Below are 19550 nucleotides of genomic sequence, written 5' to 3'. Positions count from 1 at the left end.
TCTACGTTAATAAAAAACCCTGCCGCTCAATCCGTACTGTTACCGGATAGTCATGACAGGGTCTTTTTTGTTAATCAGAATTTACTTTCATTAAGCGCAGACTGTTTAAAATCACGATGAGTGCTGCTCCTGTATCGCTTAGTACAGCCATCCATAATGTGAGCCAGCCTGGGAAAATCAGCAGTAAAGCAATTGCCTTAATGATAAGAGAAAACCAAACGTTTTGCTTAATGATTGTTAATGCTCGTTTACTTAAATGAATCGTATAAGGAAGCTTTTCGAGATTGTCAGCCATTAAGACGATGTCAGCTGTCTCCATTGCTGTATCAGTTCCCGCTCCGCCCATGGCAATGCCGAGGTCCGCTGTCGCCAATGCTGGGGCATCATTAATGCCGTCCCCGACCATCGCCGTTTTGTAGCCTTCTTGCTGCAGCTGCTTTACCGCCCTTACTTTGTCTTCTGGCAACAGTTCAGCGAAGTAACGGTTCACTCCGGCTTCAGCAGCAATTCGTTTCGCTGTGCCTTCATTATCTCCTGTCAGCATCACCATTTGTTCCACCCCGGCCTTTTGCAGACGGCTAAGCGCAGAAACGGCAGCTGGTCTAATCGCATCTGCTACGCCGATGACACCGAATATTTCTTTGGCGGTTCCGATGATAATAATTGTTTTCCCTTCCGCTTGGAGACGCTCAATTTCGGAAAGTGACTCGCCAAATGGCGTGCCGATTTCTTTAAATAACTTCATGTTTCCTGCATAGTGAACGTTGTCGGCAATGACCGCCTGCACTCCTTTACCGGTTATGCTTTTAAAGTCATCTCCCGCTAAAGAAGGAATACGCTTTTCTTGTGCGTATTGCACGATTGATTTTGCAATGGGATGGGTTGAATATTCTTCTAATGTAGCCGCTATCGAAATAAGGCGCTCTTCTGAAATAGTCAATGGCAATACGTCTGAAACAGCTGGTTTTCCTTCTGTCAGTGTCCCCGTTTTATCAAAGGCAACCGCTTTAATTCGTCCTGCCGCTTCTAAAAACGTTCCGCCTTTAATGAGAACGCCGTTTTTCGCTGCATTTCCGATCGCGGATACGATCGCAACAGGTGTGGAAATGACAAGGGCACAAGGACACGCAATGACAAGCAGCTCTAGTCCTTTATAAAACCATTCGCCCCATTCACCAAGGCCAAGCAACGGCGGTACTATCATCATAAGAAGCGCAACGACGAACACAATCGGTGTGTAAATCGCGGCAAATTTATCGACGAACGCCTCTGTCGGCGCTTTCTTTTCTTGCGCTTCTTCCACTAAATGAATAATTTTTGAAATCGTCGTATCTTCTACTAGCTTCGTTACTTTTACTTCCAGTGACCCCTGTTCATTAATCGTTCCGGCGTAAACAGCATCACCGACTTCTTTATCAACGGGAATAGACTCCCCGGTAATCGGCGCTTGATTTACACTCGATTGCCCAGCTATAATCTCACCGTCCAACGGAATTTTCTCCCCAGGCTTAATGACCATCATTTGTCCGACTGTCACGTCTTCGACCGCTTTTTTGACGAGTTTTCCGTCTACTTTAATCCACGCTTCTGGCGGTGCCAGATCCATTAAATTTCGGATGGATTTTCGAGTTTGTTCGATGGACCTTGTTTGAAGGGCCGCTCCTAATGAGAACAGCCAAACAACGGTCGCCCCTTCGAGCCATTCTCCAATCAGAGCCGCCCCAATCGCTGCCATCGTCATCAGTACATTCATGTCAAGTGACCGGCTTTTCACCGCATAATACGCACTTTTCGCCGGCTTATAACCGCTAATGATGATAGCAAAAGCATAAAGAAGGGTTGTTACGGCTTCTGAAATTCCTGCATACGTCCCCAAAAATCCAAGGGCAATCGCTACTCCTGATGCGATAAGCGAATTATACGCTCCCGACTGTTTCTCCGTCTTCACTGCTTGTCTTGGACTTGAAATGAATGTCGCTTTATAGCCAGCTTTTTCAACTTCTTTTTGAATGTCTTCCACACTATTATCATGCTCAATGTGCATTTTTCCTGTTGAAAAGCTAACATTAACTGCTTCGACGCTCGATACATTCCGCAAATGGTTCTCAAGTGACTTCGCACAAGCCCCGCAATCCATTCCTTCGATAATATACGTTTTCGCCTTTTTGCTTGTTTGTACCATCGGCTCTTCCGTTTTTTCGTGATTCGTACTGCAGCAGCTTGTTTTCTCATTGTGACTAGTATCTTTTATTTCAGTGGAAGAGCAGCAACTTTTCTCTTCACTTTGGCTATTGTCTTTTACTTCAATTGAGGAACAACAGCTTTTTTCTTCGCTTTGGCTGTTTTCCTTCACTTCCGTTGAGGAACAGTATATCCCTTTCCTCGGTTCCGTTTTAACATCTGCTCTTTGACTCACAACATTCAACTCCTCATGCAATCCCAACGTAGCTTTGCTTCGTTCAGCTTCTCGTTTCGACTTCTTTTTGATGAATAAAAGCAAGCTCAATTAACTGTTCTACATGCTCGTCATCGAGTGAATAAAAGGCAAGCTTTCCTTCTTTCCGATATTTGGCGATGCCCATGTTTCTTAGAAGGCGCAAATGATGGGAAGTCGTTGCAGTTGTAGCACCGACAATATTAGCAACATCACATACGCATAGCTCTTCTCCTTTATAAAGAGCAAAGACGATTTTCATCCGCGTTTCGTCCGCCAACGCTTTTAACATTTTGGTCACACGCTGTATTTCTTCCATATCAATTAATGGCTTAATGCGGTCAACCTTTTCTTCATTAAAACAGTATACATCACAACGATCTTTTGCCATGTCATCCTCCTTCAACCGTACATTCAAATAATTGTTTGATTATAATAATATGATAAATCGACAAAACGGTCAAATAATTGTTTGAATATTATTGTATTCACTCACCGGTTTTTACGTTACAAAAAAAGCCTAGACAGATAAACCATTTCACAGTTTATCCATCCAGACTTCATGACAGTCATCAAAAAAAGAAGAAATATAGTTTGATGATAAATAACCCAAGCAGAGCCGTTCCAGTAAATCGCAGGAAGTTCAGTTCACGAAGCGATTTCCATAACATATCATTAATGGTGACATAGCCAAATGTTCCAATCGCGGTTCCTGCCAGCAAGGCATTCAGCTTAACGGACTCAACTTGTAGTTCATGTCCTGCCAGCATGCTGATTCCGAGTGTTGCGGCTAATAATAGTGCAATAAGAAGAAACAACCATTCATTCCATTTCCCCGCCGACAGAGATACCATCAGCGCAACCCCTTCCGGTACTTGATGAATGATGAGCGCCATTAAAAATGAGGACGTTAAAAACGAACTGTATCCCATCGTCACGCCAATATTTAATCCAGACGGAATGGTATGCAGCGCAAGAGCGATAAAAAGAAGAAATGGCCATAGCCGTTCATGAGCAGCCGTGTGTTTATGTAAATAAGACTCTAGCAACACCATGAATAAATACCCGTTCACCATGCCAACAGCTACTCCTGTTAAATGGTAATAATGGAGAGAATGCGGGATAATCTCAAAGCAAAGCAAGCCAAACAGCATCCCCCCACAGCAGCTATAGACGTAATGAATGCCTCCTTTGCATACGGTACAAACTAATTTGCCAATCATTCCCCCAGCGCCTAATCCTAACAATGAAGCCGTCATTAACCAGACGGTAAATCCCATTGCTCCCGACACACCATATCCCCCCGCTCTTTTTTCCTATCTTTATATGTATTCAAGAGCGGACAGAGAGATACATAGCTTGTCACATGTTCATACCACTTTAGTCTATTAAGAGCTTCTCCATTTTTTCAAAAACGGAATGAGCAAAACAACGGCGAACGCAAGCAGGACGATTTTTCCTTGCCACGTCCAGTTCAACACTTGATAAACCGAGTACGCCTCCAACAACACTGCTGGCAGCTTCCCGACGGCATTAGCAAGCAGAAAAGTAAGGCCCCCCACATTGCCGACAGCGGCCCCAAACGTCACAAACCCAGACGGCACAAACGGCATGAGGCGAAAAGCGACAATAAGAGAAAAGGCTTCTTTTCCTGTCGCTGCCAACAATCGATGCAGCTTCGGGTAGTTGTTGAGTTTCTCCTGTGATCTGCCTCTTAGTCCTTTTCGATATAAATAAAAGGCGACACCCGCTCCGATGACTTCACCTGTAAAAGAGATGAAGGTCCCTTTTACAAATCCAAAAAACGCCAAGTTGGCCGCTGTTAAAAAGGCACTTGGAATAACACCAAAAATGCTAATAATGATATTTATTCCAAGGCTGATGATGACTGCCAACTGACTATACTCGTTAAACCATTCTATGACAACTTCTTGCATGATTCATCCACCTGTCTATTCCATGCCCGCTGTACACAGCGCACACTCTCTAATTATTGTTGAGCTTTTTCACCACCATTTTCCGGTACATTCCGTTCAACATTACAGCTTTATCCCGCATTAACAAGCAGTAAGAGACCCTCACTTCCTACAGGATGCATAAGCAAAGACGTTGCGTTTAGTCTTTGTTCCTTGTTTAAGTCAGTGATAAAAGCCCGATAAGTCAACTAACCATCGGTCGCCCTCCACCAATGGAAGTTTCCTTTATCATCCGTAATCCTTCATTTGTTGTCAACTGGTTCATACATTTTATGAAAGGATCGGCCCATATCTGTTCCAAGAGCCTTCACACTTCATATTAAACTAACGCCGACCACATCGAATGATTCGTTGCATTGTTCTTCATTCTCCTCCTCGTCTAAAAGAGGCTGTCTAATAAGTATCAAAATTTTCGACGAAACGATCGTTTTTCTTTTTATGCAAAATAGACCGTTTATCAAAATTCGTAATACTCCTCGGTTTGGGTAACGGTCTATTTTGCAGAGGGTGTCTGAAAAGAGGTGGTGTTTCTCCTTTCAGCCCCCCCTCATTCATAGCAGTTCACACAGCTTGAATCGCTTTTATCAATTTGAATCGTCGTATGGTCCAGATGAAACCGATCGTGAAGAATTTTTTTCGCAGATAAAAGCACTTCATCATAGTCTGCTTCTTCATTCACAACTAAATGGCAGCTGAAGGCTGGAAAATCAGACGTAATGGACCATGCATGCAAATCATGGACAGCATTTACTTGCTTCATAGACAACAGCGCTTCTTTTATTTCCGTTAAATCGAGACTAGCGGGCACTCCTTCCATAAGTACATGAAACGAGTCTTTCGTCACCCGCCAGCCGCTGATGACAATTAATAGCGCAACAATCACACTGGCAATCGGATCAGCAATATCCAAGCCAAAAAACATAATCAGCAATGCGGCAATGATAGCGCCGAACGACCCGAGCATATCCCCAAGCACATGTAAAAAGGCACTGCGGACATTTAAGTTGCCGCTCGTATCACCTTTCATCAGAATAAAAGCGGCTGCAATATTGACTATTAAGCCGATGATTGAAATAACGAGCATTCCAGAGCTAATAACACCAGGCGGCTCCATTAAACGGTGATACGCTTCGAAAAAAATATAAATCGAGATCACGATCAGTGTTATCCCATTAATGAAGGCAGCTAAAATTTCAAAACGCTTATAGCCGAACGTTTTCGTCAGCGTCGCTTTTTTCTCGCCAAACGTGAGCGCAAGATAGCTTAATCCGAGCGCAGCCGCATCACTAAGCATATGGCCTGCATCGCTCAAAAGGGCGAGACTGTTTGTAAGAAGTCCGCCGATGACCTCCACTATCATATACGTAGCAATTAATATAAACGATAGCCGTAATGCTTTCTTATTTCCTGTACCATGATGATGGTGGCCATGGGAATGGTCGTGATGGTGAGAATGCCCCATACAGTAGACCTCCTTCAAATTATTTTACAACTAATATATGAACATATATTCATATATACATTATGGAACAAAGTTGAGAAACGTGCAACAGCTTCTTTTATGTTTATTCCCGTTTTCACCACTTTAACACATCCCATAAAAAAACAGCCAAAAAGGCTGCTTTATGGAATGGCAAGCTCTCCTCCCTCATAAAACTCGTACACATACGGTGTAGCAGGCGGGTCGATTCGTTCCACTTCGGTAATATGAATATATGGCAGACGGATCGAGTTATACTCAGTCACAGCCATCGTTCCTTTAATGTTCACCCATTGGTCAACACCGAGCGTTGCTGCTTCTTCCGCCTCTCCAAGCATGCCGTAAACGGACGCATCCGCTACACAGCAGGAAAGACCGAAGCGGGCTATTACAAACTGATTCTCTTCAAAATCCGGTTCCCGGTAGACAAAACCTGTCAACTCAATCTCTTTCCCGATAAAGGCTGCTGGGTTTCGGTCAAATATGTTCATAAGCGGAATAAACGTTTCATCAGGTACCGTAATCTTCTCTTTTTTCATAAACTGTGCTTCAAGCTGCTCATAAAAGCCGTCTGGCGGGTCTTGAATTTGAAATCCTTCTTCATGCGTTAAAGGAAGGTCGCCTTCTTGTCCTGCTTCTTCCTGCACACGCCGTTCGAGTTCTTCCATATATTTTTCGGGATCTTCCAAATACAATTCGGCTTCGGCATTCCCTTGTTCGATAAGCTCCTGACGTTCTTCTGGCTCAGGACGGGCCGTTGCATTCACGCCGAATTTCATCCCCCGCTTCTCCGCAACCGAGCTATCCAAAATGTTGTTGGAAAATAAAAAGCCTGTCATGACAGGAAGTACGAATAAGCTGTAAATGAACAGACTTGTCAATGAACGCTTCGGCGGATGATGACTGCATCCGCAATCAACATGTACGTCTTCCTTTGAACCGCTTCGCCAAATTTGCAGTACACCGAGCATAAAAAAGGTCAGTGCTGCGAAATAAATGAACGGCATCATTCTTGGGGCGATAAACAGTTGAATATCTCCAGAGAGTATTAATTTAAACATCAATAGAGAGAAGCCTGTTAAGATGACTCCACGAATAAATGCGTGATTGGATGGTTGCTCCATGTTTTTTCCTCTCCTTTATGAATCCTTTATAGCACGAACCACGTCTGGAACAGCAAAATCGCAATATAAACCGAAATCGTCACAATAACGATAAAGGCAATGGTAAATCTCACTTTGAACACCGACAGCATCATGAGCGTGTTTTTCACATCAATCATCGGGCCATATACTAAAAACGCCAATAATGAGCCTGTCGAAAAGGTATTAGTGAACGAAGCCGCGACAAATGCATCTGCTTCCGAGCAAAGTGAAAGCACATACGCAAACGTCATCATGACGAGCGGAGATACGTATTCACTCGACCCAAGACCCACTAAAGCATTTCGGTCTAAAAACGTCTGAAACAAACTGGCGACAAACGCACCCATAATTAAATATTTTCCCATGTCAAAAAACTCGTCGCTCGCATGAAAAAGCATTTGCTTCAAGCGATTTCCACTGTGATGGTGATGGTGGACATGATGGTTCTCTTCTTCCCGCAGCTGATTGCGATTTCGGAATAAAAGATATACGAACAATCCAATGGCGATACAAAGCACGAAAGCTAGTCCCATTCGGCCAAACACAATCGTTTTATTTGACGTGAACGCATAGTATGTAGAAGCGAATACAATTGGATTTAAAATTGGCGCTCCCACAAGCAAAACAATCCCGACATGAAGCGGCATTCCTTTTTTCAGTAGCCTTCTAACAACTGGAATGATGGCACACTCACAAACTGGCAGCAAAGCGCTCATAATCGCCGCTGGAAGCAAAGCTGCAATTGGATGCTTCGGAATAAAGCGCTGAATCAGTCGTTCCGATACAAAAATTTGAATAAAGGAAGAAACAAAGACCCCAAGTAAAATAAATGGGATAGCTTCCAGCACGATGCTTAAAAAAATCGAATTCACATTCATCCAATCGCTTGGAAGAGAAAACGCCACATTCTTTGGATCAATCACAAAAAAACAATAAAGAAATAAAACTAATAAACTATAACCAATCAATTCTTGCCTCATTTTTTGAAAGCTTGTCCTCATGAAAACCCTCCATACTCTATTTCTTCTCCATTATCTCTAAACGTTATCATTACGATTTATATGACAAAAAAAGAAACTTATTCCTGCCGCCATTCATTTTAACATGAAATAGACTTAGTGGTTTAAAAAAACGAGCTTTTTTTAATAAAACTTATAATAACAGCCGCCATTTTTTCCTGTTTAGTGGATTAAATGGCAGCTTTGCTTCAAACTTTTAAACATGCTTCTTCAATGACAATTCCATATTGTCAACAGGTGTCACGACCGCATATACGTAGTCGTTTGAGTGGTTAATATTATCGTTTACAATTTTGTAGTGCGGCATATGTCGAATTTCAGCCATAAATTGGTCAAACGTCCCTTCTTCTTGCATCTGTTGTGTTTTTTCATTTTTGATCACGATGTCCATCCTCCAGCAATCTTATTTCCTACAAAGCTCAATATATTCACAAAAACGAAAATGGATACAAAAAATTGGTCCAAATCATTCGACATCGTTTTTTACCATGATGTCCGCTGACAAACCAAAAAAGACCCTCTACTGAAGGTCTTTTTGCCTGAAAAGCATGTGTACGAAAAAGGAGGGAAAGCCGTTAAATGTACAGCTTCGGAATGGAAGCTCTTGATTCGTTTACCCTTCTTTTCGGCTCGATGTGTCTGGTTGGTAGACGATGCTCTTCCTCTTCCTCTTCAACTTCTACTGCAATTTCCGATTCTGCTGCGGGTGGTGCTTCCGCTACCAGTTGCGCGCTGTTTTCTTCTTCATCGCTATCGAGATTGTTCAATTCCTTCATTAGTCTCATCATCGCCGGAAGGTTTTTTACCATCGGCCCATATTGCTGAACCATTGGAGCGGCACTTTCTGCCAATCTCAGCATACCTTGAACATTTTGGAGCGCTCCCATGATACTAGAACCACCTTGGGCACCTGATCCACCCGCACCTGACAACAGCTTTTGCAAAAATCCTCCGGATGATGCCATCGGCTGTGTCGGAATTCCTGGCGAGAATAACCCTCCGAGACCTCTTGGCCCAAATCCTGTCGGGCCCGCTCCGCCAATGCCTCTAAATCCGAAACCTCCCGGACCTGGCGGCATGGGTGGCCCAAAATTAAAAGGCTGCTGAAACCCTCCTGGTCCCCTTTGTTTGTTAAAAAGAGTCTGCAATAGTTGGCGCATTTCCTTCCCTCCTTTCTCTCCCCTTTTTAAAACAAAAGAGAAATCAATCTGTGCTTTTATATCGTATTCTTTTCATAGCGTAAGCGTATAGGCGATTGCACGGGAAAAAGGAAAATCAAAAAAAGATCACCGCAGCGATCTTTTTGAACAAACTTAATAAAAAAAAGGGAAAAAGAAACCGCGAATCCCGAAAAACGGAAACCTGAAGCGGCGAAACCTCCGGAATCTGCGCGGGAATCGATATCCACCATACCCGCTATAGCCCCCGTATCCACCATATCCACCATAACGTGACTGAGTACCTTCCGTGCCCACTCCTTCATCTTCCATCGGAAGCAACATATATACTTGACCGTTTTCGACTTTATCAATGATGCCGTCATATACATTTCCGTCATGTGTCTCCATCATGACATAGTGATATTTGTATTTCTTGCAAAAGTCATGCATCTTCTTTTCATGATTGTAGTCTTCCATCATCTTCTCGTTCATAGGCTGATTGTTTCCATACATATTCATGTCATATCCGTGTTGCATACATTTTATCCCCCTTAACATTTTCACTGTTATTATATTCAGCCTATGGACGTTTGCCACAAAGAGGCAGCGTCACTAAAACATCCTCGTGACAGCATTGTAGGAAACTTGGTCCATACGGGCATATGCCCAAACACATCTTTCGTTTGTGCATATGTTATTAACAGGTAATTGCAATTGAACAATTACCGATATCAAAAGGAGGTCGAAGTTACATGCCATTTGGATTCGGTGGTTATGGGTACGGATATGGCTGCGGATGCGGCGGTTATGGTTATGGTGGCGGATACGGAGGCGGTTACGGCTGTGGGAGCGGCTTTGCGTTAATCGTTGTCTTGTTTATTCTATTAATTATTGTTGGTGCGGTAGGCTTTAAATATTAATTTGCGTTCACACTTGCTCACCTTCATCTTACATGTTCAAAAGAACTTCCATTCGTGAATAAAGACTATCATCTCTAGAAGGAGGTGTATGTAAATGTCTGAAAAATATGGATACGGCGCAGGATTTGCGTTAATCGTTGTATTATTCATCCTGTTAATCATCGTCGGCACAGCTTATGTTGGCGGCAGCGGTGGTTATGGTTACGGATACTAATATTGGGTGGCTTGCTGATATTTTCTGCAGCAAGCCTTTTTCGTTCTATTCAAAAAAAGAGGTGGGGCATACGAACGTCATATGCCCCACCTCTTTTTGCTTTATGAAAATTCTGTTTGAGAGCCTTTTGCAATCACTTCAAGCTGATATGATATTCCATTCGATTGACTTCCTCTTCAAAAGGCTTTATTTCTTATAGCTCCGCCATCATTTTTCTGCGTTTCCACTTTTTCATCACAATGCCGTGTGTTGGCGAGAAGAATAATGCGAGTAAAAACAACATCCCTGCTACTGTAATCATACAGCCGGCAATGGACGCATCATATAAATAAGCCATGTAATAACCAAGTACTGAGCTGATGATACCGATGATCATGCTGATGCCGATCATGACGCTCAATTTTTCCGTCAGCAAGTAAGCTGTTGCCGCTGGTACAATTAACATACCCACAACTAAAATCGCTCCTACACTTTCAAACGATGCTACCGTTGTGAACGAAACAAGCGCCATTAAAAGATAGTGAAACAGCATAACCGGTATGCCGACAGCGGCTGCCATGGCTGGGTCAAAGGCAGTGATTTTAAACTGTTTGTAAAACAAGCCAATAACCATTAAGTTTAATAGAAAAGTAGCCCCGACTCCCCATACTGCTTTCGGTCCGATGTCCACTCCGCCAACTGTCAGTGTATTCCACGGTGCATAAGCAATTTCACCGTACAAGACGCAATCAAGGTCTAAATCCACTTGGCGTGTGTACAAGCTGACGAGCACCACACCGATGGCAAACAGTGCCGTAAACACAACACCGATGGACGCATCCGATTGTACCCCGCTTTGATGAAACAGTTGAATTAAAAAGACCGTAATTAACCCAAGTGCCGCCGCTCCCATCATCATAAAGATAGAATCGCGTGACCCGCTCACTAAAAAGGCAATGACGATTCCCGGCAGTACCGAGTGGCTAATCGCATCCCCAATCATCGACATTTTGCGAAGAACGAGAAAACAACCGACGACACTGCAAGAGCAGGCAACAAGCGCCCCGATTAAAATAATCCAAAAATCGTTCATGATGTTTCTCCTTCCCTTACTTTCTTCACATACGACTGTTTCGTTAACTCATTTTTCACCGATATTCTCAACCATGCTTTTGCGACCAATCCGCGTTTCGGTGCAAAGAATACGGAGAAAACGAATAAACATGTGGCCGCTAAAACGGTCAGCGGCCCTGTCGGTAAGTTGCTGACCATCGTGCTCACAAGCGTTCCAGCCATACCGCTTAACACTCCGAATAATCCAGACACAGCAACCATCACATGCAGCTTTTCCGTCCAATATCTAGCGGCAACGGCTGGTGTAATTAACAATGCTGCCATAAGTACGACACCTACCGCTTGAATACCAACGACAACGGCAACGACGACAAGAAGCATAATGAACTGATCCAAAAAGACGACTGGAAGTCCAATTCCTTTCGCAAAACCCGGATCAAACGAAAGCAGTTTAAACTCCTTGAAAAACAATACGCAAACACCGACGAGGATAGCTGAAATAATCGCCATCGTGTATACATCGCTTTGAATCATGGAAGCCGCTTGCCCGAACAAAAATTTATCAAGGCCGCTTTGATTGCCGGCGTCGCTATGTTGAATTTGCGTCAATAACACAATGCCAATACCGAAAAAGACGGTCAAAATAATGCCTAATGCTGAATCTTGTTTAATGCGGGTATTCCTCGTAATATAACTGATGAGAAACGTCGCCAACAATCCGGCAATAAGCGCCCCGATTAAAAAGTAAAAAATCGACTTTGAACCTGTAATCATGAAAGCTAAGCAAACGCCAGGTAGTGCCGCATGAGCAAGCGCATCCCCCATAAGAGACTGCTTACGCAAATATGCAAAGCTGCCGATGACCCCACTGCTCAATCCTAAAAGCATCGAGCCAAATAAAATCCACTGTGTGTTCGGATCTTGGAAAATCTCTAGCCAATTCATAGTTTCACCTCAATTAATGATGAAAGAAGATTCTCTTTCAGAATCAAACATCGTTAATTTCCCGCCGTACGTTTTTTGTAAATAGTCTTTCGTAAAGATATCCTCTGTCTTGCCAATTCCAATCAGCTCTACATTTAAGAAAATGAGTGAATCAAAATATTCTTTCACGGTATTTAAGTCATGATGAACGACCAAGACCGTTTTTCCTTGTTGCTTTAAGTTGTTTAATAACGTAATAATCGCTTTTTCCGTCGCCGCATCCACTCCGACAAACGGTTCATCCATAAAATACAGCTGAGCATCTTGCGCGAGCGCTCTCGCTAGAAATACGCGTTGTTGCTGGCCGCCTGACAGCTGGCTAATTTGACGGTCAGCAAAGTCTTCCATCCCGACTTGACGAAGACATTCCATGGCAAATTCTTTTTCTTTGCTGCTAGGTCGTTTGAACCAGCCAAGATGGCCGTAGCGCCCCATCGTTACTACATCAAGCGCATTCGTCGGAAAATCCCAATCAACCGATTCTCGCTGCGGCACATAGCCAATCAGTTTGCGCTGTTCTTTGTATGGTTTACCGTAAATTTCAACTTCTCCTGCTACTCGTGGAATAAGCCCGAGAATGGATTTAATGAGTGTTGATTTCCCCGCTCCGTTCGGTCCAACAATGCCAATTAATTCTCCTTCCGGCACTTCAAACGAAATATTTTGCAACACGGGCTTCTTCTGGTAGGCAACCGTTAAGTTTTTTACTGTTAATGGTGCAATCATCGTCTTCTCTCCTTCAGTTCTCTTATCGTCTAGACGACAGTACCCCGCTTTAAAAGCAGGGTCTGCTTGAAAAATTTTATTTTAATGCGTTCACAATTGTATCAACGTTGTGACGAACCATACCAATATATGTTCCTTCTTCTGTTCCGGTTTCACCCATCGCATCAGAGAATAGCTCGCCGCCAATCGTCACTTCATGACCTTTTTCCTTCGCACCTTCAACAACTGCTTCAATCGCCTTTTTCGGTACGCTCGATTCAACGAAAACGGCTTTAATTTTGTTTTCAACTAAATAATCACGAAGGTTGCTGACATCCTTTGAACCGTATTCAGCTGCTGTGCTTAATCCTTGAAGCCCCATTACTTTAATGCCGTATGCATCTCCGAAATATCCGAACGCATCATGTGCCGTGACAAGCACGCGACCTTCTTCTGGAATCGAGGCAATTTGCTCTTTCGCATAAGCATCAAGCTCTTGCAGCTTCGCAATATACGCATCGGCATTCGCCTTATAGGCATCCGCATTGTCCGGGTCTTGTTCCACCAATACATCCCGAATAGTTTCCGTTACCGTGATCCAGTGCTGAACATTAAACCATACGTGCGGGTCATGACCAGCCGTGCCGTCGTCAGCTGACTTCAATTCGCTTTCTTCAATATCGCGAGTCACTGCCACAACCGGCTTATCTTTTTCCATCTTTTCGAAAATTTCACCCATTTTTCCTTCCAAATGCAAGCCGTTATATAAAATAAGTTCCGCATCACTTAATTTTTTAATATCCCCTTGAGAAGCTTTGTACAAATGCGGGTCAACTCCTGTTTTCATTAACCCTGTCACTTCCACATGCTCACCACCGACATTTTGTGTTACATCTGTAATCATGCCAATGGTCGCTGTAATCTTTAATTTCCCGTCTCCAGTAGCTGTTGTTGTCTCTTGGCTGGCACACCCTGCCATTACAAACAAAGCAAGCACAAACAGAAGCATTCCAGTTGAAAATCTTTTCATACGCGAATAAATCATGTACATCTCCACTCCTTTTTCCTTTTCTTAAAAATATTTACCAAAGGAAACTTTTTGCCCAAAAAAAACCATATCCATCCGAAAACATAACTCGATACAGAGTATGGATTTACTAAAAAAACGTGACAAAAGACTATTTTGCAACAAGTAACGTTTTTTAACTGAACAAAAATGTTTTTCCTTGAGTCAACTTTTTGATTATTATAAACTACATTTTTTTTTTGTTCAATACCGTTTTTATTAAAATTATGTAAATAACGAGTAAAGTAGAATCATAATAACTGAAACTGTCCTTCAAAAATTCACCTAAGCGGACATGACTGCTCTTTCATCATGTCCGCTGTGCTAGATCAATCTAACTTAATTTCAATTCGGCAATTAAATCTTCTAATCTTTCTTTTTGCGCTACTAATTCTTCTAATGAAGGCTGCTGGGCGCCTGCTTGTGGACGAAAGCCTTGTGCTGGCTGAAGAAGCTTTTGCAACTGCCCTGAATTTTGCTCATATAAGCGATAACCTACCGCTCCCACTACCGTTCCTGATACAAACCCTAATAAAAAATCTTGATTAAATGCCATCTTTATTCTCTCCTTTTATAGTAAAATCGGACTTTTGTTCGTCCGTTTAATATCATGTAAAATTTCCAATACGTTAACCGCCCATGTAACCATGCACACATGAAGCAAATTACCTGCCCCCAGCGAAAATAAACTAATAATACCTGTTAAGATGTCTGGATGGCGATAACGATTTGTGCCGCCATGTGTCAAGACCGTATGTGCGGTGGAAATAACAACAAGATAGTCGAATACGTCAATCCTGCTTGTATATCGTTTTTTCACAAACGCCACCATTAATAAAAAACCCGTCACAAGTGAACGGAAAATCGCTTTTCGGATACCTGGCGTGACATTCACCATAATGGGATCAAGTGGATCTAATGATTCATGATGGAAAAACAGAGAAATATACTGAAAAATTTTCTGTTTCGTCATTTCTCCTTCTTCATACATAATGACCATTGTCTGAATGATTGGTTCGATTCTGACCGCACGGATACCTTTAATTGCCATAAAAAACATCTCAATTTCTTTAAACGAGGAGTGGTTCCGCAGCATTGGCACTTGCAGCCGGATTCTCCCTGGGATATCGTGAAGAACCGTATACAAAGGAGTCACCTTCCTTCTCTCCCTTCGCTAAAATTTTCATGCTATTGAGGACCACCCCAATTGTGGCCAAATTATGGACGGCTGCGCCCGCTATCGGAGAGATGATACCAAATGCGCCGAGCACAATTGCTCCTCCGTTGACAAATAAAGTAGCCACCACGTTTTGTTTCACGGTGCGCAATGTCTTTTTGGACAATCCGACCAAATCTGCGAGAACGTACGGATCATCTTTGGAAATGACAATATCGCTCGCTTCGACGGCCAAATCGGTTCGTTTTCCTCCAAGCGTAATGCCGATATCGGCTTTCGTTAGGGCAGGAGCATCATTCATCCCATCACCAACCATTGCAATGACGGTTCGTTTTTTCTCCTGTTCCACATAGCGGACTTTTTCCTCTGGCAGCATATGTGCCCAATACTCATCAAGTTTCAGTTTTTCGGCTACTTTTTTGGCATTTTGCTGCTCATCTCCTGTCAGCATGACGACCTTTTGCACGCCAGTTGCCCGCAGCTGTTGAATTGTATGCTCCATCCCCGGCCTTATGCGGTCTTGAATGAAAAAGGCTCCCGCTAGACAACCATCGATTCCGACGTAAACGGAGTATGTTAAAGACACGTCCACATGATGTTCCGTCATAATTCCTTCTTCCTCCAAATATCGCAAACTGCCAATATGAACTATTTTTCCTTCAACCTTCCCGAAAAGCCCTTTTCCTGTGACGACAGAAACTTTTTCATCAGCAAGCCTTGCCGAAAGGGGCAGACGTCGTTTTTTCGCTTCTTCGATAATCGCATGGGCGAGCGGATGGGAAGACGTTTGCTCTAAGGTGGCGGCTGTTTGCAGCACCTCTTCCTCTGTGAAATCATAGAAACATTCGATTTGCTCGATGTACGGCTTTCCTTCCGTCACCGTGCCGGTTTTGTCAAACACAACCGTTTCAACATTGGCTAGCCGTTCGACATAGCTGCCGTTTTTAATAAGAATGCCTTTTTGAGCGGCTTTGCCGATGGCTGCAGAAAAGGCCGCGGCTGTTGAAAGCTTGATGCCGCATACAAAATCAATGACAAGCATACCAAGTGCTCTGTGTAAATCTTTTGTGAACACATATGTCAGAAACGTAAGGCCGAAAGAGACGCCCACCATTTTTTCTGCTATTTGATTCGCATACTCTTGTGTCGGCGCCTTTGAAGAATATGCCTCTTCAATGAGTTGAATCATTCTTCCAAGTGCCGTTTCTCTGCCTGTTCTTGTTACACATATGATTAGTTCCCCGTTTTGACAAATGCTCCCCGCATACACGTCGTCCTGCATCATTTTCTCTTTCGGCATATATTCACCTGTAATGGCCGATTCATCAATGAAAGCGTGACCATTTACGATAACTCCGTCGACTGGGATCCGCTCCCCGTCATATATTTTAATCATGTCCGCCACAGCCACTTGCTCAACACTCACTTTGCTCACTGTATCATCTTGAAGTACTTTCCATGCATAGGGTGCTTCAAGATGAAGCAGTGATTGCAAGTGCGCCTTCGTTCTGACGGTCGTCATGTCTGTCAGAACTTCACTTGCCGTTGACATCATATAAATGATAAGAGCTGACGCTGGCTGCTTTAAGTAAAGACAGGCAAAGAGCGAGCACATCGTCAAAAAGTCCGGATTAAATTTCCGCTCTTTCACTACTCCCTTTATGCCATTTTGAATAGTAGAAGCAGATAGAAGCAAAACGACTGCACCAATGACCTTGTTCAATAACGCCATATAAAAGAACGAAGCTGCTTTTTTCGTCATGAGCCAATGAATGCCATACATAACGGCACAAAGGCCGATTAAATATACCCTTTTTCGAACGGAAGACCTGTACTCCTCATTCTTTGTTTGCTTCCGTGTTTGCAGCACCGCCCAAAGCTGTTTCCAATCCAAATGTTCCTTATAATAAAGGAGTAAGCTTTTCGTAGCAGGTGTATAAACAGCCGAGTAAACGCCTGGAACTTCCCGGAATTGCGCTTCAATGTTAGCCTGTGGCAAATTTGTTTTCAAACGAAGGCGCAATCGTCCGGGCAAAGAGTGGAGAACCTCGATATTAGCGATTACTGTCTCCCCCTTTCTCCGCACTATTTTTCAGCACCGTATACGCCCAATAAAATAAACTGCTTGCAAAGGCTGGGTTGGCTGGGAAACTTCGAATCCCCTGAAAGACGAAATAAACGAGCAGTAAACTGTCCACGCTCGCATAGCCATTGGTCGTCTTTTTCACGTTGCCGTTCACCCGTTCAAATGTTCCTCTCACACTATTCATCAGCTTATCATTGGTGACAGCAAAGCTTTCAACGGTCACATCTGTCACAAGCTGAAAAATAGCATCAAGCTCCTCCTGCTGTAAATATAGAGTAGAAAATTCAAGTACAAGACTGCCTGTAATTGGTGACACACGGCATGCCTGAATAAGAGGGTGAGCGACTAGCGCCTTTTCTATGTATAACGCCGCTTGTTCGTTCTTCCAGCGCTCGTTTTGTAGCCGCAAACGCCCCGGTGTTGCATGAATAACTTGTATCTTTTGTTCCCGCAGTTTCCCGAGTAGCTTAGGAGCAATTATGTACGCACCGAGCCCCAGTAATGTTGACCACACTGACATCGCTCCTTTTTACTTATTCGTAATCGCTTGAGTACTTACTAATCGATCCACCCACTGCTCAATTTGTTCCGCAGGTGGATTTTCCTTTAACACAAATTCAATGACCATACTACCTGTAATGGTGACGTACTCCACCGTTTGAACGTACGGTTCGTTTTTAATAACATTCATCAACTCTTGAAGTAGCCCTTCATTTTGTTTCCATAAGTCGCTCTTCAAACGAATTCTCCCTGGAATAAAGTGGGCAATGTAAATATGATGCTTATTTAAACGACGTTCATATTTTTTTAACTGATGCAAATACGCAACTTGTTTTAACATGAGCACCTCTATAAATATAGTATTTTTTTACATTTTTGTTAGTTTATTATAAATTTATTGTTAAGTTTTGTAAATATTCACTTTACATTTACTCTCCCTTTAAACATACAAAAAAAGACATGATTGCCTTTCGCTTCTCATGTCTTTACTATCCTAGCTATATACATTTCACTTAATGCATCAAAGCGGATGGCGCCAACCATGCAAGGGCGGTCATGCCAAATTTTCTAGCTCGATTTATAAATTATAATTTTAAAATATCCAATTCCTTCCACACACCATCACGAGTTACTAATACAGGTGTAATCACTTCTCCCGCTTTTTCCTTAATTTCTTTTGCAACGTAAGGCTCCTGCAAAAGATTGATTTCCTGAAAGTTTATCTCTCGCTTTTGCAAATGCTTGCGAGCTAAAAAACATTTATGGCACCCATCTATTGTATATAAAATTGACTCCACGATTTTATTCCCCCTTACCATGCTTATCATACTCAATATTTGCAACATTTTTCTGTAAGATACATTACGGTGCCCCAACATGGTAAAATGACGATAACAACCTAGACAAATAACGAAACCATACTCGGGGGAATAGACAGTGGATAAAATATTTTTACTTTCTCAAATTAGCTTATTTGATGAATTGCCGATGGATGATTTAAAACAAATCGATATGATGAGCGAAATGAAGCCGGTGAAAAAAGGAACACTGATTGTGACACCAGACCATCCGATTGAAGCCCTTTTCCTTCTCAAACAAGGACAAGTACGCTTATTCCGCATGAATCAAAACGGCAAACAATTTACAGTTGATATTTTAGTCGACGGGAATATTTTCGGTGAAACTTCAACACTCTCTTTAACCGATGACCAAATTTATGCAGAAGCCATGGTCGATACATACTTATGTACCATCAGCCGCGAGCAGTTCGAACAGTTTATCGAGAAAAATCCGAAAATCGCCCTTAAGTTTATTACCATTTTATCAACACGCTTAAAAGAACTGTACAGCTTGAGCGAAAAAATTGCCTTAAGCGATGTTCGTTACCGCGTTTTATATTTGTTGTTAAAGCTTAGTGAAAAAACAGGCAAACGAAAAAATGAATGGCAAACGATTGAAATGAAAGTTACTCATCAAGATTTAGCGAATATGATTGGCTCAACACGGGAAACAACAAGTGCTGTCATTAGCAAGCTGAAAAAAGAAGGTTACATTAAACGAGGCTTGAAGCTGTGGATTAACGTGGAAAAAGCGAAAGAAATTTTAGAAGAAATTTAATCATTGTTCAGCT

At 42.7% G+C, this 19550-nt stretch carries 23 protein-coding genes; 3 read left to right on the top strand and 20 right to left on the bottom strand.

Annotated elements, in window-relative coordinates:
* Nucleotides 1-70: 70 nt before the first annotated feature.
* The 10 genes from ACXAEO_RS09990 to ACXAEO_RS09945 all read right to left on the bottom strand — a co-directional run bounded on the left by ACXAEO_RS09990 (nucleotide 71) and on the right by ACXAEO_RS09945 (nucleotide 9751).
* Nucleotides 71-2416: a heavy metal translocating P-type ATPase gene (locus ACXAEO_RS09990; RefSeq protein ID WP_474880417.1), complete on the bottom strand. Its 2346-nt coding sequence runs from the start codon at nucleotides 2414-2416 to the stop codon at nucleotides 71-73.
* Nucleotides 2417-2459: 43 nt separating this feature from the next.
* Nucleotides 2460-2825 (bottom strand): ArsR/SmtB family transcription factor, encoded by a 366-nt coding sequence (locus ACXAEO_RS09985; RefSeq protein WP_474880415.1) that lies wholly within the window; start codon nucleotides 2823-2825, stop codon nucleotides 2460-2462.
* A gap of 181 nt (nucleotides 2826-3006) precedes the next feature.
* Complete coding sequence (locus ACXAEO_RS09980; protein WP_474880413.1) at nucleotides 3007-3726, bottom strand: ZIP family metal transporter; 720 nt, start codon at nucleotides 3724-3726, stop codon at nucleotides 3007-3009.
* 96 nt (nucleotides 3727-3822) lie between these two features.
* Nucleotides 3823-4371 (bottom strand): TVP38/TMEM64 family protein, encoded by a 549-nt coding sequence (locus ACXAEO_RS09975; protein ID WP_474880410.1) that lies wholly within the window; start codon nucleotides 4369-4371, stop codon nucleotides 3823-3825.
* A 586-nt stretch (nucleotides 4372-4957) separates the two neighbouring features.
* A complete protein-coding gene (locus ACXAEO_RS09970) occupies nucleotides 4958-5872 on the bottom strand; it encodes a cation diffusion facilitator family transporter (RefSeq protein WP_474880406.1) in 915 nt (304 codons plus the stop codon).
* A gap of 161 nt (nucleotides 5873-6033) precedes the next feature.
* Entirely contained in the window at nucleotides 6034-7014 is a 981-nt protein-coding gene (locus ACXAEO_RS09965) for a TIGR03943 family putative permease subunit (RefSeq protein ID WP_474880404.1), read from the bottom strand.
* A 26-nt stretch (nucleotides 7015-7040) separates the two neighbouring features.
* Nucleotides 7041-8036 carry a permease gene (locus tag ACXAEO_RS09960; RefSeq protein ID WP_474880402.1) on the bottom strand — a complete coding sequence of 332 codons (996 nt, stop codon included), beginning with the start codon at nucleotides 8034-8036 and terminating at the stop codon, nucleotides 7041-7043.
* A gap of 214 nt (nucleotides 8037-8250) precedes the next feature.
* Nucleotides 8251-8436 carry a hypothetical protein gene (locus ACXAEO_RS09955; RefSeq protein WP_474880399.1) on the bottom strand — a complete coding sequence of 62 codons (186 nt, stop codon included), beginning with the start codon at nucleotides 8434-8436 and terminating at the stop codon, nucleotides 8251-8253.
* Between the two features lie 193 nt (nucleotides 8437-8629).
* Nucleotides 8630-9214 (bottom strand): VrrA/YqfQ family protein, encoded by a 585-nt coding sequence (vrrA, locus tag ACXAEO_RS09950; RefSeq protein WP_474880397.1) that lies wholly within the window; start codon nucleotides 9212-9214, stop codon nucleotides 8630-8632.
* A 153-nt stretch (nucleotides 9215-9367) separates the two neighbouring features.
* Nucleotides 9368-9751 carry a hypothetical protein gene (locus tag ACXAEO_RS09945; RefSeq protein ID WP_474880394.1) on the bottom strand — a complete coding sequence of 128 codons (384 nt, stop codon included), beginning with the start codon at nucleotides 9749-9751 and terminating at the stop codon, nucleotides 9368-9370.
* Between the two features lie 215 nt (nucleotides 9752-9966).
* On the opposite strand from ACXAEO_RS09945, the gene ACXAEO_RS09940 reads away from it, so the two are divergent.
* Nucleotides 9967-10134 (top strand): YjcZ family sporulation protein, encoded by a 168-nt coding sequence (locus ACXAEO_RS09940; protein WP_474880391.1) that lies wholly within the window; start codon nucleotides 9967-9969, stop codon nucleotides 10132-10134.
* Nucleotides 10135-10228: 94 nt separating this feature from the next.
* Nucleotides 10229-10348, top strand: a complete 120-nt coding sequence (locus tag ACXAEO_RS09935; protein WP_474880388.1) for a YjcZ family sporulation protein — start codon at nucleotides 10229-10231, stop codon at nucleotides 10346-10348.
* A gap of 193 nt (nucleotides 10349-10541) precedes the next feature.
* Here ACXAEO_RS09935 and ACXAEO_RS09930 read toward each other — a convergent pair whose 3' ends face one another.
* From ACXAEO_RS09930 to ACXAEO_RS09885, 10 genes are all read right to left on the bottom strand, one after another.
* A complete protein-coding gene (locus tag ACXAEO_RS09930) occupies nucleotides 10542-11420 on the bottom strand; it encodes a metal ABC transporter permease (protein ID WP_474880386.1) in 879 nt (292 codons plus the stop codon).
* A complete protein-coding gene (locus tag ACXAEO_RS09925; protein ID WP_474880384.1) occupies nucleotides 11417-12346 on the bottom strand; it encodes a metal ABC transporter permease in 930 nt (309 codons plus the stop codon). Before ACXAEO_RS09925 ends, ACXAEO_RS09930 begins: the two co-directional genes overlap by 4 nt.
* Before the next feature lie 9 nt (nucleotides 12347-12355).
* Nucleotides 12356-13111, bottom strand: coding sequence for a metal ABC transporter ATP-binding protein (locus ACXAEO_RS09920; protein WP_474880382.1), 756 nt, complete (start codon nucleotides 13109-13111; stop codon nucleotides 12356-12358).
* Between the two features lie 76 nt (nucleotides 13112-13187).
* Nucleotides 13188-14135, bottom strand: a complete 948-nt coding sequence (locus ACXAEO_RS09915; protein ID WP_474880380.1) for a metal ABC transporter solute-binding protein, Zn/Mn family — start codon at nucleotides 14133-14135, stop codon at nucleotides 13188-13190.
* Between the two features lie 355 nt (nucleotides 14136-14490).
* Nucleotides 14491-14712, bottom strand: a complete 222-nt coding sequence (locus ACXAEO_RS09910; protein WP_474880378.1) for a hypothetical protein — start codon at nucleotides 14710-14712, stop codon at nucleotides 14491-14493.
* A gap of 15 nt (nucleotides 14713-14727) precedes the next feature.
* Nucleotides 14728-15252 (bottom strand): HMA2 domain-containing protein, encoded by a 525-nt coding sequence (locus ACXAEO_RS09905; protein WP_474884073.1) that lies wholly within the window; start codon nucleotides 15250-15252, stop codon nucleotides 14728-14730.
* Nucleotides 15227-17368 carry a heavy metal translocating P-type ATPase gene (locus tag ACXAEO_RS09900; protein WP_474880375.1) on the bottom strand — a complete coding sequence of 714 codons (2142 nt, stop codon included), beginning with the start codon at nucleotides 17366-17368 and terminating at the stop codon, nucleotides 15227-15229. The genes ACXAEO_RS09905 and ACXAEO_RS09900 overlap by 26 nt, the downstream gene beginning before the upstream one ends.
* Nucleotides 17369-17387: 19 nt before the next feature.
* Nucleotides 17388-17933, bottom strand: a complete 546-nt coding sequence (locus tag ACXAEO_RS09895) for an HMA2 domain-containing protein (RefSeq protein ID WP_474880372.1) — start codon at nucleotides 17931-17933, stop codon at nucleotides 17388-17390.
* Between the two features lie 15 nt (nucleotides 17934-17948).
* The gene (locus tag ACXAEO_RS09890) at nucleotides 17949-18260 is read right to left on the bottom strand and encodes an HMA2 domain-containing protein (protein WP_474880369.1); all 312 of its coding nucleotides are present in this window, start codon (nucleotides 18258-18260) and stop codon (nucleotides 17949-17951) included.
* A gap of 244 nt (nucleotides 18261-18504) precedes the next feature.
* Nucleotides 18505-18717 (bottom strand): glutaredoxin family protein, encoded by a 213-nt coding sequence (locus ACXAEO_RS09885; RefSeq protein ID WP_474880367.1) that lies wholly within the window; start codon nucleotides 18715-18717, stop codon nucleotides 18505-18507.
* 139 nt (nucleotides 18718-18856) lie between these two features.
* Here ACXAEO_RS09885 and ACXAEO_RS09880 point away from each other — a divergent pair, with 139 nt between their 5' ends.
* Nucleotides 18857-19537, top strand: coding sequence for a Crp/Fnr family transcriptional regulator (locus ACXAEO_RS09880; RefSeq protein ID WP_474880365.1), 681 nt, complete (start codon nucleotides 18857-18859; stop codon nucleotides 19535-19537).
* The last annotated feature ends 13 nt before the right edge of the window (nucleotides 19538-19550 follow it).

The sequence above is a fragment of the Bacillus sp. ABA4_010 genome (genome assembly GCF_056159105.1).
This window is presented reverse-complemented; position numbering and strand designations above follow the sequence as displayed.